General features: G+C 74.9%; 15 protein-coding genes. 4 read left to right on the top strand and 11 right to left on the bottom strand.

What is annotated here, in order from left to right:
- Positions 1–50 precede the first annotated feature (50 nt).
- From AKI01S_RS01465 to AKI01S_RS01455, 3 genes are all read right to left on the bottom strand, one after another.
- Complete coding sequence (locus AKI01S_RS01465) at positions 51–2,201, bottom strand: beta-glucosidase family protein (protein ID WP_067811418.1); 2,151 nt, start codon at positions 2,199–2,201, stop codon at positions 51–53.
- Entirely contained in the window at positions 2,201–2,749 is a 549-nt protein-coding gene (locus AKI01S_RS01460) for a carboxymuconolactone decarboxylase family protein (RefSeq protein ID WP_067811415.1), read from the bottom strand. The genes AKI01S_RS01465 and AKI01S_RS01460 overlap by 1 nt, the downstream gene beginning before the upstream one ends.
- A 126-nt stretch (positions 2,750–2,875) precedes the next feature.
- Positions 2,876–3,931: a polyprenyl synthetase family protein gene (locus tag AKI01S_RS01455; protein WP_067811413.1), complete on the bottom strand. Its 1,056-nt coding sequence runs from the start codon at positions 3,929–3,931 to the stop codon at positions 2,876–2,878.
- 147 nt (positions 3,932–4,078) lie between these two features.
- Between AKI01S_RS01455 and metF the strand changes: the two genes are divergently transcribed.
- Positions 4,079–5,014 (top strand): methylenetetrahydrofolate reductase [NAD(P)H], encoded by a 936-nt coding sequence (gene metF, locus AKI01S_RS01450; RefSeq protein WP_067811410.1) that lies wholly within the window; start codon positions 4,079–4,081, stop codon positions 5,012–5,014.
- Here metF and AKI01S_RS01445 read toward each other — a convergent pair.
- From AKI01S_RS01445 to AKI01S_RS01425, 5 genes are all read right to left on the bottom strand, one after another.
- Positions 4,951–5,553, bottom strand: coding sequence for a GNAT family N-acetyltransferase (locus tag AKI01S_RS01445; RefSeq protein ID WP_067811407.1), 603 nt, complete (start codon positions 5,551–5,553; stop codon positions 4,951–4,953). The genes metF and AKI01S_RS01445 overlap by 64 nt on opposite strands.
- A 10-nt stretch (positions 5,554–5,563) precedes the next feature.
- Positions 5,564–5,896 (bottom strand): hypothetical protein, encoded by a 333-nt coding sequence (locus AKI01S_RS01440; protein WP_067811405.1) that lies wholly within the window; start codon positions 5,894–5,896, stop codon positions 5,564–5,566.
- A gap of 10 nt (positions 5,897–5,906) precedes the next feature.
- Positions 5,907–6,794, bottom strand: coding sequence for a hypothetical protein (locus tag AKI01S_RS01435; protein ID WP_157419583.1), 888 nt, complete (start codon positions 6,792–6,794; stop codon positions 5,907–5,909).
- A 62-nt stretch (positions 6,795–6,856) separates the two neighbouring features.
- A complete protein-coding gene (locus AKI01S_RS01430; RefSeq protein ID WP_067811401.1) occupies positions 6,857–7,213 on the bottom strand; it encodes an arsenate reductase family protein in 357 nt (118 codons plus the stop codon).
- A gap of 112 nt (positions 7,214–7,325) precedes the next feature.
- The gene (locus tag AKI01S_RS01425) at positions 7,326–7,799 is read right to left on the bottom strand and encodes a YbaK/EbsC family protein (protein ID WP_067811398.1); all 474 of its coding nucleotides are present in this window, start codon (positions 7,797–7,799) and stop codon (positions 7,326–7,328) included.
- A gap of 30 nt (positions 7,800–7,829) precedes the next feature.
- Here AKI01S_RS01425 and AKI01S_RS01420 point away from each other — a divergent pair, with 30 nt between their 5' ends.
- From AKI01S_RS01420 to AKI01S_RS01410, 3 genes are all read left to right on the top strand, one after another.
- A complete protein-coding gene (locus tag AKI01S_RS01420) occupies positions 7,830–8,594 on the top strand; it encodes a L,D-transpeptidase family protein (RefSeq protein WP_245681437.1) in 765 nt (254 codons plus the stop codon).
- A gap of 255 nt (positions 8,595–8,849) precedes the next feature.
- Positions 8,850–9,356 (top strand): SAV_6107 family HEPN domain-containing protein, encoded by a 507-nt coding sequence (locus AKI01S_RS01415; protein WP_067811393.1) that lies wholly within the window; start codon positions 8,850–8,852, stop codon positions 9,354–9,356.
- Positions 9,357–9,972: 616 nt separating this feature from the next.
- Positions 9,973–11,331, top strand: a complete 1,359-nt coding sequence (locus AKI01S_RS01410; RefSeq protein ID WP_067811390.1) for an amidase — start codon at positions 9,973–9,975, stop codon at positions 11,329–11,331.
- A 4-nt stretch (positions 11,332–11,335) separates the two neighbouring features.
- Here AKI01S_RS01410 and AKI01S_RS01405 read toward each other — a convergent pair whose 3' ends face one another.
- From AKI01S_RS01405 to AKI01S_RS01395, 3 genes are read right to left on the bottom strand one after another with little or no spacing between them, the layout of a single operon-like run.
- Positions 11,336–12,949 (bottom strand): AMP-binding protein, encoded by a 1,614-nt coding sequence (locus AKI01S_RS01405; protein ID WP_067811388.1) that lies wholly within the window; start codon positions 12,947–12,949, stop codon positions 11,336–11,338.
- Positions 12,950–12,952: 3 nt separating this feature from the next.
- On the bottom strand, positions 12,953–13,822 hold the full coding sequence (locus AKI01S_RS01400) for a crotonase/enoyl-CoA hydratase family protein (protein WP_067811385.1): 870 nt from the start codon (positions 13,820–13,822) through the stop codon (positions 12,953–12,955).
- Positions 13,819–14,412: a TetR/AcrR family transcriptional regulator gene (locus AKI01S_RS01395; protein ID WP_067811383.1), complete on the bottom strand. Its 594-nt coding sequence runs from the start codon at positions 14,410–14,412 to the stop codon at positions 13,819–13,821. The genes AKI01S_RS01400 and AKI01S_RS01395 overlap by 4 nt, the downstream gene beginning before the upstream one ends.
- Positions 14,413–14,437: the final 25 nt, after the last annotated feature.

Here is a 14,437-nt window from a genome sequence, read left to right as displayed (position 1 = left end):
ATTTGTACCGCGTCCCCGCGACGCCCCGCAGTCGGACGGCGAACGCGCGGTCAGCAGGCCGCGCCCCCCTGCCCGAACCGGCCGGTGAGCGGCAGGTCGCGGGAGGAGGAACCGACGCCGACGGTGTAGCAGCCCCGCGCGACCCGCCAGCCCCCGGCGGCCTCGTCCCAGTACGCCAGCGACCGCGACGTGATCGGGAACGTGACGCGGGCGCTCGCGCCGGGGGCCAGCAGGACCTTGTCGTACCCCTTGAGCTGGCGGGGCGGCTGCGGGATCCCGGCGCGCGGCGACGGCAGCCCCAGGTACAGCTGCGGGACCGCGTAGCCCGGCTGCTTCCCGGTGTTGGTGACGGTGACCTGGACCCGGTCCGGCCGCACCGACAGCCCGCCGTAGCGGAACGTCGTGTACGAGAGGCCGTGCCCGAACGGGAACCGCGGCGTGAGCCTCCTGGCGTCGTAGTGCCGGTACCCGACCATGACGCCTTCGGAGAACGTCACGGTCTTGCCCACGCCCGGGTACCGGGCCGGGTTCCCGGCCAGGGGCGCGTCCCTCTCGGCGGCCGGGAACGTCATCGGCAGCCGCCCGCCGGGGTCGACGTCCCCGTACAGCACCCGCGCCAGCGCCTCGCCGCCCCGCTGGCCGGGGTACCACGCCTGCACGACGCCCCTGACCCGGCCGGCCCAGGGGGTGAGCACCGGACCGCCGGTCTCCAGCACCACGATCGTGTCGGGGTTCGCCGCGGCGACGTCCGCGACCAGGCCGTCCTGGTCGCCCTTGAGGGGGTCGCGGGCGCAGGTGAGGGTGAGGCAGGACTTGTCGAAGAACTCGCCCTGGGTGTCGGAGACGAACACGATCGCCACGTCGGCCCGGCGCGCCGCCTCCACCGCCGCCGCCCGGTGGTGGCCGTCGTGGTGGGTGACGGTCGTGCCGTTCCCGGCCCGCCGCGCGATGCCGTCGCGCGGGGTGACCTGGGTGAACGGCTCGACCTTGGCCGAGCCGAAGCCGCTGGGGTTCTCCACCGCGCCCCGGCCGATCAGCGCGATCGACTTCGGGGCCTTCAGCGGCAGGATCCCGCCGGCGTTCTTCAGCAGCGTCATGCCGCTCTCGGCGACGCGCCGCGCGGTCTCCTCGCTGGCGGTGCGGTCGACGCGGGTGAGGTCGTTGGGATGGGCGGCGCGGTCGAACACCCCGAACGCGAACATCGTGCGCAGGATGGCGCGGACCCGCCCGTCGACGGTCGCCCAGGTGACCTTCCGCTGCTGGACGGCCTGCCTGAGCGTCCAGGCGTTGTACTTCAGGCCGATCGGCAGCTCCATGTCCAGGCCGCCGTTGATCCCGCGGGCCGCGTCGTGCAGGGCGGTGTGGTCGGAGACGACGAACCCCTTGAAGCCCCACTCGCCGCGCAGGATCCCGGTGAGGACGCCGCCGTCCTCGCACGCCCAGCGGCCGTTGAGCTGCCCGAACCCGCACATCACGGTCGCCGCGCGGCCCTGCCGGACGGCGGCCTCGAACGGCGGCAGGTAGATCTCGCGCAGGGTGCGCGGGTCCACCCTCATCCGCAGCTCCAGCCGGTCGGTCTCCTGGGTGTAGACGGCCAGGTGCTTGACCGACGCCATCACGCCCTGCCGTTGCAGGCCGTTCACCCAGGCCGCGGCCGTCCGCGACGACAGGTGGGGGTCCTCGCCCAGGCCCTCGAACGCGCGGCCGTTCAGCGGGGCGCGCAGCACGTCCACGGTCGGGCCGAACAGCACGTCGTTGCCCCGGTGCCGGGCCTCCCACCCGACGGTCGCGCCGTAGCGGGCGGCGGCGTCCTCGTCGAACGCGGCGGCCATCGCGATCGGCGCGGGCAGCGCGGTCGCCCTCCCCTGGCGGACCCCGGCGGGGCCGTCGGCCATGTAGAGGGGCGGGACGCCGAGGCGGGGGACGCCGTGGGAGGTGTCGGCGTGGGCGTTCTCGGAGATCCCGCCGAGCGGGCCGCCGAAGGGGTCGTCGGACGCCAGCAGCCCGATCTTCTCGTCCTCGGTCAGCTTCGCCAGCAGCAGGGCCGCGCGCCGGTCGGGCGTGAGCTTCGTGTCGCACCAGGGGCGGCGCGCGGGGTCCCCGCAGCGCCCCGCCGCCCGCGCGGGCCCGGGGGCCGACAGCAGCGCCAGCGCCGACGCCAGGGAGCCGGTGATCGCGATCCAGCGTTTCGCGGCGCCCATCAGCGGGACCCGCCTTCCTCCGGACGGTCCGGTTCCTCCGGCTGGACGCGCAGGGCGTTCAGCGCGAACGCGAGCATGTGGTAGTGGCCGATCAGCATGACCAGCTCGATCAGCTCGCGCTCGTCGAACCGTCCGGCGAGGTCGGCCCAGGCGGCGTCGCCCAGCGTGCCGGTGGCGTGCAGCTCGTCGGCGGCGCGCAGGACGGCGCGGTCCCCGGCGTCCCAGGGGTGGGCGTCCCGGTCCTGGCGCAGCGCGGCGATCTCGGTCTCGGTCAGCCCCGCCGCCAGGCCCAGCCGGTGGTGGTGCGTCCACTCGTAGCCGCAGGACCGGTGGTGGGCGGTGCGCAGGATCGCCAGCTCCCGGACGCGGTCGCCCAGCGTGCCCTTCATCAGGAGCTGCGAGCCGAGGCCGATCCAGGCGGCGAACAGCTCGGGGTGGCGGCCCAGGGTGGTGAAGACGTGCAGCGGACCGGTGGTCGCGGCCACGGCCTTCAGGACGTCGTCCCACTGGTTCTCGGGGAGCGGGGGGATGCGCGGTTCGGCGGCCATGGCGACATTTGTGCCACCAGGCGGTGGAACGGTGCTACCCCACGGGGCGTATTTGGCCGGAACGAGTCACTTTCGGCGCGGCGGTAAACCCCCGCCGCAGCCGGTCAGGCCCGGCTCGGCACCGGCTCAGGACTGGCGGGTGGTCGCCTTCACGGCCAGGTCCGCCAGCGCGTCGCGCGCCTCGGCGGTGATCGGCGCGATGTTCAGCGCCCGGTGCGCCTGCCCCGCGTACTTCTCGATCATCTCCTCGCAGGCCGCCAGCCCGCCGGACTCGGTGATGATCGTGCGCAGCGCGTCCACCCCGGCCTCGTCCAGGGCGGGGTCCCCCAGCCGGCGCTCCAGCTCGGCGGCGGCGGTCTCGCCGGCCCGCTCCAGGGTCAGCGCCACCAGCGCGGTCCGCTTGCCCTCGCGCAGGTCGTCCCCGGCGGGCTTGCCGGTCTCGTCCGGGTCGCCGAACACGCCCAGCACGTCGTCGCGCAGCTGGAACGCGATGCCCAGCGGCAGCCCGTAGTTGGTCAGCGCGCCCATCGTGGCCGCGTCCGCGCCCGCCAGCGCCGCGCCCAGGTGCAGGGGGCGTTCGATGGTGTACTTGGCGCTCTTGTACTCCACGACCTTCAGGGCCCGATCGACCGTGCCCTGCGCCCGCACCCCCTCCAGCAGGTCCAGGTACTGGCCGCACATGACCTCGGTGCGCATCAGGTCGTAGACCCGCCGCCCGGCCGCGCGGCGCTCCTCCTCCAGCCCGCTGGCCTCGAACATCTCCGCCGACCACGCCAGGCACAGGTCGCCCAGCAGGATCGCCGCGCCCTCGCCGAACGGCGCGGCCGCGCCCGGCCAGCCCATCCGGGCCGCCATCGTCTCGAACCGGCGGTGCGCCGCCGGCTGCCCCCGGCGGGTGTCGCTGGAGTCCATCACGTCGTCGTGGATCAGCGCGCTGGCCTGGAGGAACTCCAGCGAGGCGGCGGCGCGCACGATGCCGTCGCCGTACGGTTCGCCGTCGGCGGCCCGCCAGCCCCAGTAGGCGAACGCGGGCCGCAGCCGCTTGCCGCCCTGCAACAGGGCCCGCAGCGCCGCCATCAGCGCCGCCAGGTCCTCGCTGATGCCCAGCAGCAGAGGGCGGCGCTGGTCGACGAACGAGAACAACGCCTCGTCGACCTCTTTGCGGATACGGCTGGTAGGCATGCCGAGATCGTATCCACCCGCAGAGCGGACGCGTCGCCGCAGCACCCCGCAAAGGCATCGATACCCGAAAGAAAAGGTCATGCCGGTGCCGGATGTGCGCGAAGTCACGCTTACCCGGGGTTCAGCCCGGTTCTGTACGCTGGGCGGATGCGACGCGTACGCCCCGACAGAGCGCCCACCGTCCGCGAGCTGCTCGCGGCGGGCGGCCCCACGTTCTCGTTCGAGTTCTTCCCGCCGAAGACCGAGAAGGGCGCGCGGACCCTCTGGCGTACCATCCGCGAGCTGGAGCCGCTGCACCCGGCGTTCGTGTCGGTGACCTACGGCGCGGGCGGCGGCACCCGCGACAAGACGGTCGACATCGTCGAGCGGATCGCGACCGACACCACCCTCACGCCCGTCGCGCACTTCACCGCCGTCGACCACTCCCAGGCCGAGCTGCGCCACCTGATCGGCCGGTTCGCCTCCGTCGGCGTGCGCAACATCCTGGCGCTGCGCGGCGACCCGCCGGGCGACCCGATGGGCGAGTGGGTCAAGCACCCCGAGGGCGTGGAGTACGCCGCCGAGCTGGTCCGCATGATCCGCTCCTACGGCGACTTCTGCGTGGGCGTGGCGGCGTTCCCCTACAAGCACCCGCGCTCGGGCGACATCGAGAGCGACACCCGCCACTTCGTGGCCAAGTGCCGGGCGGGCGCCGACTACGCGATCACGCAGATGTTCTTCCGCGCCGAGGACTACCTGCGGCTGCGCGACCGGGTCGTCGCGCAGGGCTGCGACGTTCCGATCATCCCGGGGATCATGCCGGTCACCCAGCTCAGCACGATCGAGCGGTCCGAGCAGCTGTCGGGCGCGCCGTTCCCGCCGGAGGTGCGCGAGCGCTTCGAGCGGGTGGCCGGCGACCCCGAGGCGGTGCGCCGCCTCGGCATCGAGCACGCCGCCGAGCTGTGCCGGGAGCTGCTCGACGAGGGCGCGCCCGGCATCCACTTCATCACCTTCAACAAGTCGACGGCGACCCGCGAGGTCTACGAGCTGCTGGCCGGCTCCGGGTACGGGGCCAACGGCAGCCGCCCGCCCATGACGGCGTAGCGCGGCCCGCCCCCCGGGAACTCGAAGTCGGTGAGCAGGTCGACCAGGCCCACCGACCGGTAGAGGCGGCGGGCCGGGGAGTCCTCCGGCCCGTCCAGCGTCGACAGCACCACCGTCGTCTCCGGACGCCCCTCGCACAGCCCCGTCAGCAGCCTGCGCCCCAGGCCCTGCCCCTGCGCCTCCGGGTGGACGTGCAGCTCGGCGACCTCGAACGCGTCCGACAGCCACCCCGCGGCGTGCCCGGGCCCGCCCCGGCGCTCCAGCGCCTGGTGCACCACGTCGTGCCACCACTGGCCGCGTTCGCCGTGGAACCCGTAGGCGAAGCCGCGCACCGTCCCCGGCAGCCCCGGGAACGCCGGCCGCCGCTCCGCGACCAGCGCCCGGAAGCGCGGGTACGACGCGTGCCGTTCCATGATCGTGTGCCGTCCCGGCAGCTGTTCCGGCGGCGGCCGCATCGCCGCCGCGTACACCTCCAGGATCGGCCGCAGCCGGCGCAGGAACGCCCGCCGGTCGATCTCACGCACCCAGGGCTCTCTCACGCGAGCGAGCTTAGACCCGGGCGATGGTCCGCTGCGTCGCCGAAAGGCGCTCGTAGATGTCCCAGAGGATCCGGTCGGCCGCCTTCTGCAACTGGCCGCGCTGCGTGTCGAGCTGCCCGCCCCACTGGCGCGCCTCGGGACCGAGCCAGGCGTCGGTGCCGTTCAGCGTCCGGTGGGCCGGGTCCAGGGCGCGGCGCAGCCGGTCGATGCTGCCGTAGGCGTCGGCGTAGGCCTGGTAGAGCTGCCGGTAGGCGGGGTTGGGCTGCTCGGTGGGCGGCAGCTTCGCCGCCGCGGCCGAGTCGAGCGGCGGCGGCAGCGCGCCGGGGGGCGGTGGTGCGGCCATGGTGTCCCTCTTAGCCGGAGGTCTGTTCGAACGCCGGGGCGCCCGGTTTCAGCGGCGGGTGCGCGGGCCCGGCGGGCCGGTCCCGGGGCGGGGGAGCCGGATCGCCGCGCAGCTCCAGCCGCCCGATCGCCTCCCGGGTCCGCTTGCTCATGTCCGCGCCGGTCAGGACCTGCACGGCGACCGCGCGCACGCCGGTGCGGTCCGCCTCGGCCAGGAACGCGCGCAGCCACCGGACGTCCATCGTCAGGTGGTGGCTGGCCGTGCCCAGCGACTCCTCGACGGTCCTGAGGCGGGCCCCGTCGTTCCCGGCGGCCTTCAGCAGGGCCGCCGCGCCCGCCGGGCCGAGCCGCTCGTACAGCTTCTCGGTGTAGTCGGGGTCGTCGGCGTTGGCCCTGAGGTTCCTCCACACCGCGTCCGGGATCGGCTTGCGGTCCTGGATCGCGGCGGTCGCCGCCAGCGCGTCGGAGCGGGCCGCCCTGAGCGCGGACTCCCGGTCGGGGAAGCCGCCCAGGTCGCCCGCGCCCCGCGGGGTGGTGTTCGGCCGGGGCGGACGCGGCGCCCGCGGCGTCCCGGCGGGGCCGGAGCCGGGGCTCCCCCCGGCGCGCGGCGGCGCGGGGACGGGGGGCGGCGCCACCTCGCCGCCCCGGTCGGGATGGGTGATCGCGTAGTTGTAGCGCCGCGTCAGCATGCTCATCTGGTCGGCCGCCCACTGCGCGACCTGCTCGGCCTGCCGGTATCCGGCCGACGACACCCCGGGCGGCGGCCGGTGCGCCGACAGCCACCCGGTGATCGCCGTGTGGGCGTCACGGACCTGTTTGAGCAGGGCGTTCAGCGCGGGCGGGTCGATCCCCCGGAAGTCGGAGTCACGCGCGGCCGCGCCGCGCATCTGCGATGGCATTCCAGCCCCTCCGAGGGTCGCCGACGAGAGGTCCCGGGTAAATCCCCAGAATCACACTCGCATCACGCGCTGTCGAGTGCCCGGCGTACCGATTCGTCGTCGCGCGCCACGACGGCGCCCCCGCCGGTGACCACGATCGGCCGCTGGATGAGCACCGGGTTGGCCACCATGACCTCGATCCACCTGGCGCGGTCGCGTTCCAGGTTCTTCAGGTCCAGCTCCCTGGCGACGGCCTCGTTCAGCCGCGCGACCTCCCACGGCTCCGCGCCGATCGAGGTCAGCACGGCGTCGAGCTCCTCGGCCGTCGGCGGCTCGTCCAGGTAGCGCCGCTCGGTGTAGGCCACGCCCGCCTCGTCCAGCGCCGCCTTGGCCGCCCGGCTCTTGGAGCAGCGCGGGTTGTGCCACAGCTCTGTGCTCATTGCCTCGCCTCCGCTCGGCTACTCGCCGCCGTCTTACGCGCCGTCTTCCCTCGTCGCTCCGGTCGCAAGCTCCCTACGCTCCTCAGTCCAGACGACGCGCGTCGGCTCGTGCTCATTCGTCCACTCCCACTTCGGCGGGGTCGCCCCCGGTGATGCGCAGCAGTTCCTCGAAGGAGGTCGGGAAGACGGTGTGCGGGAGCCCGGCCGCCGCCCAGACCCGCTCGTACTTGTCCAGCCAGACGTCCACGAGGGTACGGACCGGCGCGGGGTGGCCGACCGGGGCGACGCCCCCGATCGCCTGACCGGTGGCCTCGCGCACGAACTCCGGTGTCGCGCGCCCCACCTTCGCCGCCCCGACCAGCGCGGCGACCCGGGCGGTGTCCACCCGGTGCGCGCCGCTGGTCAGCACCAGCAGCGGCGCCCCGTCGGCCTCGAAGACCAGGCTGTTGGCGATGGCGCCGACCTCGCAGCCGAGCTGGTCGGCGGCGGCCCGCGCGGTGCGGGCGGCGTCGGGGAGTTCGCGGACCTCGCCGGTGGCGCCCCGGGCGCGCAGGTCGGCGATGACGCGTTCGACGTTGGGATGCATGGGCAGAACCCTAGTGAGGGAGGTGATCCCGTGCGGAGGCGGTTCGCGGTGATTCTCGCGGGCGGGGCCCTGCTCGCGGCGGGATGCGGCCCGGAGGAGACGCAGGCGCGGCCCACGCCCGAGACCCCCACGACCACCAGGCCGGCCCCGGCCCCCACCCCGGCTCCCGTGCGGCGCACGCTCAAGCCCGGGGCGAAGGGGGAGGACGTGCGGGCGTTGCAGCGGCGGCTGAGGGCGCTGCGCTACGACCCCGGCAAGGCCGACGGGCGCTACGGGCCGTCCACGCGGATGGCGGTGTGGGCGTTCCAGAAGGTCCACCGGCTCAAGCCCAACGGCGTCGTCGGCAAACGCGTGTGGGCGGCGCTGGACGCCCCGAAACAGCCGTCGCCGGTCTCCCGTAAACGCGAGGGCGACCGGGTGGACGTGGACCTGCGCCGCCAGTACCTCGTGGTCTACCGGGACGGACGGCCCGCCCTGATCACGCACATCTCGTCGGGGTCGGGGGAGTACTACTGCGCCAAGGACCGCGGCGCCACCGTCGCGCGCTGCCGTTACGCGACCACCGGCACCGGGGACTTCCGGACCGGGCGGCGCGCCTCGGGGTGGGAGGTCTCGCCGCTCGGGCGCCTCTACAACCCCATCTACTTCAACGGCGGCATCGCGTTCCACGGCGCGCTGGACGTGCCCTCGTCCCCGGCCTCGCACGGCTGCGTTCGAATGCCGATGCACGTCGCCGAGTACTTCCCGAAGCTCGTCAGGACCGGTGTCCCCGTCCATGTTCGAAAGCCCCGCTGATCGTCTGACCTGGGAGATCATCCACGCGGTCGCCCAGGGTGGTGACACGTGTTCGAACGCGTTGACGAATCGGCGCCAGCGGGGTTTACTGTGAATGCGTCGAACCTATGTTCGACGTGATACGGGACTCGCGGACCGTATCAGGGCAGCGTCCCCACCGTGGCCGTGCGCGCGACGGCCGCGGTGGGACGGACGGCCGGGCGGAGAGAGGGGAAGCTCTCCGCCCGGCCGGCCCGAGCCCCGGAAGGAGGCCCTATGTCCGGTACCCCCACCGCGCGCGGAGCCCACTTCGCGTTCGCCGACGCGGGCGCGCACTCCGCTCGTCCCGGCGGGACCCCCGCCCCCCGATCCCGCCCGCACCCAGCCCCGCGCCCCGCCCACACGGTCACGGGGCAGCTGCACTCGGCGCGGATGAGCCTGGCCGAGGCCGCCGAGGCGACCTCGCCCGCCGTCCGCTACGTCTGCGCCCACCTGGCCGCCCTGCGCGCGGCCGCCGCCGTGCTGGCCGCGAGGGAGCCGGTGGACCCCGGCCGCCGCCGAGGTCCCCGCAGCGTGTGGGTCCTGCTCCCCGAGGCCGAACCGGCCCTGCGCGAGTGGGCGGCGTTCTTCGCCGCCGGAGCGGACAAACGCGCCGCCGCCGAGGCGGGCCTGCCCCGCGCCGTCACCCCGCGCGAGGCCGACGAACTCCTCCACGACGCCGGCGTCTTCGTGTCCCTCGTGGAGGACACCCTCGGCATCCCGGGACAACCGACGTTGGATTGATTGGCCTTCCGGCCCATCCCCTCCGCCCTGGGGGCTCCGGGGCTGACCGAAAAGCGGGCGAGCGCTGCATCGCTCCGCGATCTTCCGCCGGGATCTCGCCTTCGGCTTCGATCCCGGCCTCAGCCTCCGGACGCGCTCGCGTGCGGGCTGAGATGGGTCCGCCGATACCCGGGCCTCGGTCCACCCTCCCCCTGGGGCCGGGCCCGATACCGGCATCGCGCCGACGGCACCGTAATTCCCCCGAGGCGGTCCGTCGGCGCGATGTCGTACTTCCACGGGATCTCGCCTTCGACGTCGGCCCCCTGCCCCGGCCTCCGGGGGCGCCGGCGGCGCCGTCATCCCCCGAGGCGGTCCGTCGGTGCGATGTCGTGCTTCCCGGCGTCGGCCCCCTGTCCCGGTCTTCGGGACATTGAGGTTTTGTGGGTGTACGCCCCGCCCCCTGGGGCCGAGCCCGATACCGGCGCGGCCCGTTGGCGCGATGTCGTGTTGAGCGACCTTTCGGCTCTGGTCGGTGTGCCGTCATGGCACGGATGCCTCCTGGTGCTTCTCGGCGGACGTCGGGGTTCTGGAGGTGTGGGCCGCCGCGAATGTCCATGAAATGGCAAACTTCCGGCTTATGGGTGAATGGGTGGGTCGGCGGGCGACGGAGATCGCGGCGGCGGTGCGGGCGGGGAAGGTCACGGCGGTCGAGGTCGTGCGGGAGCATCTGGAGCGCATCGACGCCCTCGACGACGAGCTGGGCGCGTTCGCGCGGGTTCGGCGGGAGCGGGCGCTCGCCGAGGCGGCCGAGGTGGACGCGCGGGCCGACCGGGCGGAGCTGCCGCTCGCCGGGGTTCCGGTTCCGGTCAAGGACAACGTTCCGGTCGCCGGGGAGCCGATGCGGTCGGGGTCGGCGGCCACGCCCGACGGGCCCCAGGAGAAGGACCACCCCGTGGTGGCGCGGCTGCGGGCCGCCGGGGCCGTGGTGGTGGGGCAGACGAACCTGCCGGAGCTCGGCATCTACCCGTTCACCGACAGCGCGTTCGGGACCAGCCGCAACCCGTGGGATCCGTCCCGGACGGCGGGCGGGTCCTCCGGGGGCGCGGCGGCGGCCGTGGCGGCGGGCATGGCGCCCGTCGCGCACGGCAACGACGGCGCGGGGTCCATCCGCATCCCCGCCGCCAACTGCGGGCTGTTCGGGATCAAGCCGGGCCTCGGCGTGGTGCCCGCCGAGATCGGCACCGACGCCTGGGACCACATGGCCGAGAACGGGCCCCTCGCCACGACCGTCGCCGACGCGGCGCTGGCGCTGGCGGCGATGGCGGACGACCCGTCGCTCGCCGGGGTCGCCGAGCCGGGGCGGACGCGGATCGCGCTGTCGGTGCGGCCGCCCGCCGCCGGGGTGATGATCCACCCCGAGTTCCGCCAGGCGGTCCGGGAGGCCGGGGCGGCGTTCGTGGGGCTGGGGCACCACGTCGTCCGCGACGATCCCGACTATCCGCTGTGGGCGGCGACCGCCGTCGTCTCCCGGTGGCTCGCGCTGCCCGCGGCGGACGCCGAGCAGTACGCGGCCGACCCGCGCCTGGAGAAGCGCACCCGGCGGCACGCCAGGGCCGGGCGGCTGGTCGCCAGGGTCCGTCCGCCCCGCCCCGGCGAACGGGAACGCTTCCGCGCGGCCGTGGCCCCGCTGTTCGAGCGCCGCGACGTCCTGGTGATGCCGACCCTGGCCCGCTACGCGCCCGCCGCCCGCTCGTGGGGCGTGGCCGGGGCCTGGGTGCGCAGCGTCGGCTCCGCGATGCTCTACGCGCCGATGACGGCGGCCTGGAACCTGGCCGGGTTCCCGGCGGCCTCGGTCCCGATGGGCGTGGGCCTGTCGGGGCTGCCGCTGTCGGTCCAGCTGGTGGCCGCGCCGGGACGGGAGGCGCTGTTGCTGGGGCTGGCCGCGCAGCTGGAGGCCGCCCGGCCCTGGCCGCGCCGCCCGCCCCGCTTCGCCTGAGGCGTCACGGCGGCTCGGGCAGGTCGGCGAGCCGGTCGCGGAGCAGGAACTTCTGCGTCTTGCCCATGGCGTTGGCGGGCAGCTCCCCGGCGAGCCGCCAGGTCCGCGGCGTCTTGTGCGGGGCGAGCCGGGCGCGCACGTGGTCGCGCAGCTCGGCGGCGGTCGGCGGCCGGTCCGGATCGGCGGGGACCACGACGGCCGCGACCTGCTCGCCCCAGCCGGGGTCGGGAACGCCCAGCACCGCCACCGCCGCCACGCCCGGATGCCGGGACAGCACCTCCTCGATCTCGCGGGGGTAGATGTTCTCCCCGCCTCGGATGATCATGTCCTTGCGGCGGCCGGTGATGGTCAGGTAGCCGCGCCCGTCGAGCGCGCCGAGGTCGCCGGTGCGCAGCCAGCCGTCGGGGTCGACCGTGGCGGCGGTCGCCTCGGGCAGGTCCAGGTAGCCCAGCATCACCTGGTGGCCGCGCGCGCAGACCTCGCCCGGCGTCCCGGGCGGCGTCGTCTGCCCGGTCGCCGGGTCGACGACCTTCACCTCGACCTGCGGCAGCGGGCGTCCGGCGGTGCCGGCCCTGTCCTCCGGGGCGTCGTCCGGCGACGTCTGCGTGACGACCGGGCTCAGCTCGGTCTGCCCGTACACCGTGGAGAACCGCGCGCCGAAGCGGCGTTCGGCCTCGCTCACCAGCGCGGGCGGCACGGTGTCGCCGCCCGACATCACCAGCCGCAGCGCCGAGAGGTCGAACGCGTCGAAGCCCGGATGCGCCAGCATCGCCGTCAGCATCGCCGGTACGCCCCCGAACAGGTGCCCCCGCCGGTCCTGGAGCGCCCGCAGCAGCAGCTCGGGGTGGAAGGACTGCGCCAGCACGAGCGTGCCCCCGTTGACCGCCGTGCCCAGCACCGACAGCCCGCAGCCCGCCGTGTGGAACAGCGGCAGCGCCGTCACCCACGTCCCGCCCGCGGGGAACCCGGCGCAGTCGGCGACCAGGAACGCGTTGGTGACCAGCCCCCGGTGGTGCAGCAGCGCCCCCTTGGGGCGGCCGGTCGTGCCGGAGGTGTACTGGACCTGCGCCGCGTCGCCGGGCGCGACGTCCGGCAGCGGGCCCGGCCCGACGGCGGCGATCTCGGCGGCCCAGTCCCGGAGCGGGATCCGCTCGCGCAGCGCCGGGGTCCGGGCGGCGATCCGCTCCACGGTCCCGGCCATGTCGGTGCCCCGGAACGCGTCCACGTACGCGACGCCCGCCGAGCGCGACTGCGCGAGCAGGTACTCCAGCTCGGGTTCGCGCAGCGCGGGGTTGGCGGTGACCAGCACCAGGCCGGCCATGGCCGCGCCGTACTGGAGGATCACCCACTCGGGGACGTTGGGGGCCCACACCGCGACGTGCTCGCCGGGCGCGAAGCGCGCCGACAGCCAGGTGGCGGCGCGGTGCGCCTGGTCGAGCAGCTCCCGGTAGGTCCAGGTGCGGTCGGTGCGGCCGTCGCCGGTCAGCGCCTCGGGGGCGACCTCGGCCAGCGCGATCCGGTCGGGGGCGTTCGCGGCGGCCCGCCGCAGCACGTCGCCGGGCGTCGTCTCCAGCACGGGCCGCGAGGTGTCGGCGGGCCAGTACGACTCGGTGAGCATCGTCTATCCCTCCAGGTCTTCGCGCGCGGGGACCGGGCCGCCGCCCTCGGGGATCCACCGTCCCGAGTCGCGCCACCGGACGGCCTCGTGGAAGCCGTGCGCGGCGGCGAACCCCTGGAACCAGCGGCCCTCGGGGGAGTGCCGGGTGATGCCGTCGAACAGCGTCGCCAGGATCTGCGTGCCGTGCAGGCCCATGCTGTCGTACGCCTGGTTGATCATGAGTTTCTGCATGGCGAGCTGGTTGGTCGGAACGCCCGCCATCCGGTCGGCCAGCTCCTCCACCCGCGCGTCCAGCTCGTCGGCGGGCGCGGACTCCAGCACCAGGCCCCACTCGGCGGCCTGTCTCCCGTCGATGGTGTCGCCGGTGAACAGCATGCGCTTGGCGCGCTCGGCGCCCAGCCGGTACACCCACATCGCGGTGGTGGGGCAGCCCCACACCCGCGCGGGCGGGTAGCCGATCCGCGCGTCGTCGGCCATGACCACGATGTCGCAGGACAGCGCGATGTCGCTGCCGCCCGCGATGGCGTACCCGTGGACCTTGGCGATCGTCGGCTTCAGCGACCGCCACAGCGTGAAGTAGTCGTCGGTGAACTCCTTCATCACCCGGTAGTCCGCGATCGGATCCCAGGTGTGCTCCCGCTGGGTGCCCTGCCCATCCTCGGCGGAGATCTTCAGGTCGTAGCCGGAGCAGAACGCCCGGCCCGCGCCCGCCAGCACGATCACATGGACCCCGGGGTCGTCGTTGGCGCGGCGGACGGCGGCGCGCAGCTCGCCCGGCATGCGGAAGTCGATGGCGTTGAGGCGGTCGGGCCGGTCGAGCGTGATGTACGCCTTGCGGTCCCGCGTCTCGTACCGGAGGGTCTCGAACGTCACGGGTTCTCCTTCAGCATCAGGCGGACCACGCCCGCCCACTGGTCGAGCAGCGCCCCTCGGTCGGCGCCGTCGGGGTAGAGCACGTCGGAGATGGCGATGCCGCGCAGCAGCTGCACGGTCAGGTCGGCGATCACCGGGTAGGCGGGGGAGGCGGTGACCCGCGGCCCCACCACCTCGTCGATCACCCGGTACAGGTCGCGGCGGGCGGCCCCCTCGGCGCGGCGCAGCTCGGCGCGCAGGCCGGGGTCGGTGCGGGCGGCGGTCCACAGCTCCAGCTCCGCGCCGAACGAGGGGGTCAGCAGCGCGGCGCGCAGCACGTGCAGGGCGCGGGCCACCGGGTCGGCGCCCGGCGCGACGGTCGCCAGGGCCTCGCGGACGGCGCGCTCGTTGCGCTCCACCAGGCCCGCGACCGCCGCCCCGAACAGCGCCTGGCGGGTGGGGAAGTGGTGCAGCAGCGCGCCCCGGCTGACCCCGGCGCGGCGCTGCACCTCCAGCGTCGTGGTGGCGGCGTAGCCCTTCCCGATGAGCGTCTCCACCGCCGCGTCCACCAGCAGGCGGCGGGTCGCGTCCCGCTGCTGCACCCGGGTCATCGCTCCCCCTCCGGCTTCACCGTCA

Origin of the sequence: Actinomadura kijaniata NBRC 14229 (assembly GCF_001552175.1) — a bacterium.
Classification (GTDB): domain Bacteria; phylum Actinomycetota; class Actinomycetes; order Streptosporangiales; family Streptosporangiaceae; genus Spirillospora; species Spirillospora kijaniata.
Note: the sequence above shows the minus strand (reverse complement) of the source record. Positions and strands in the feature narration are given on the sequence as shown.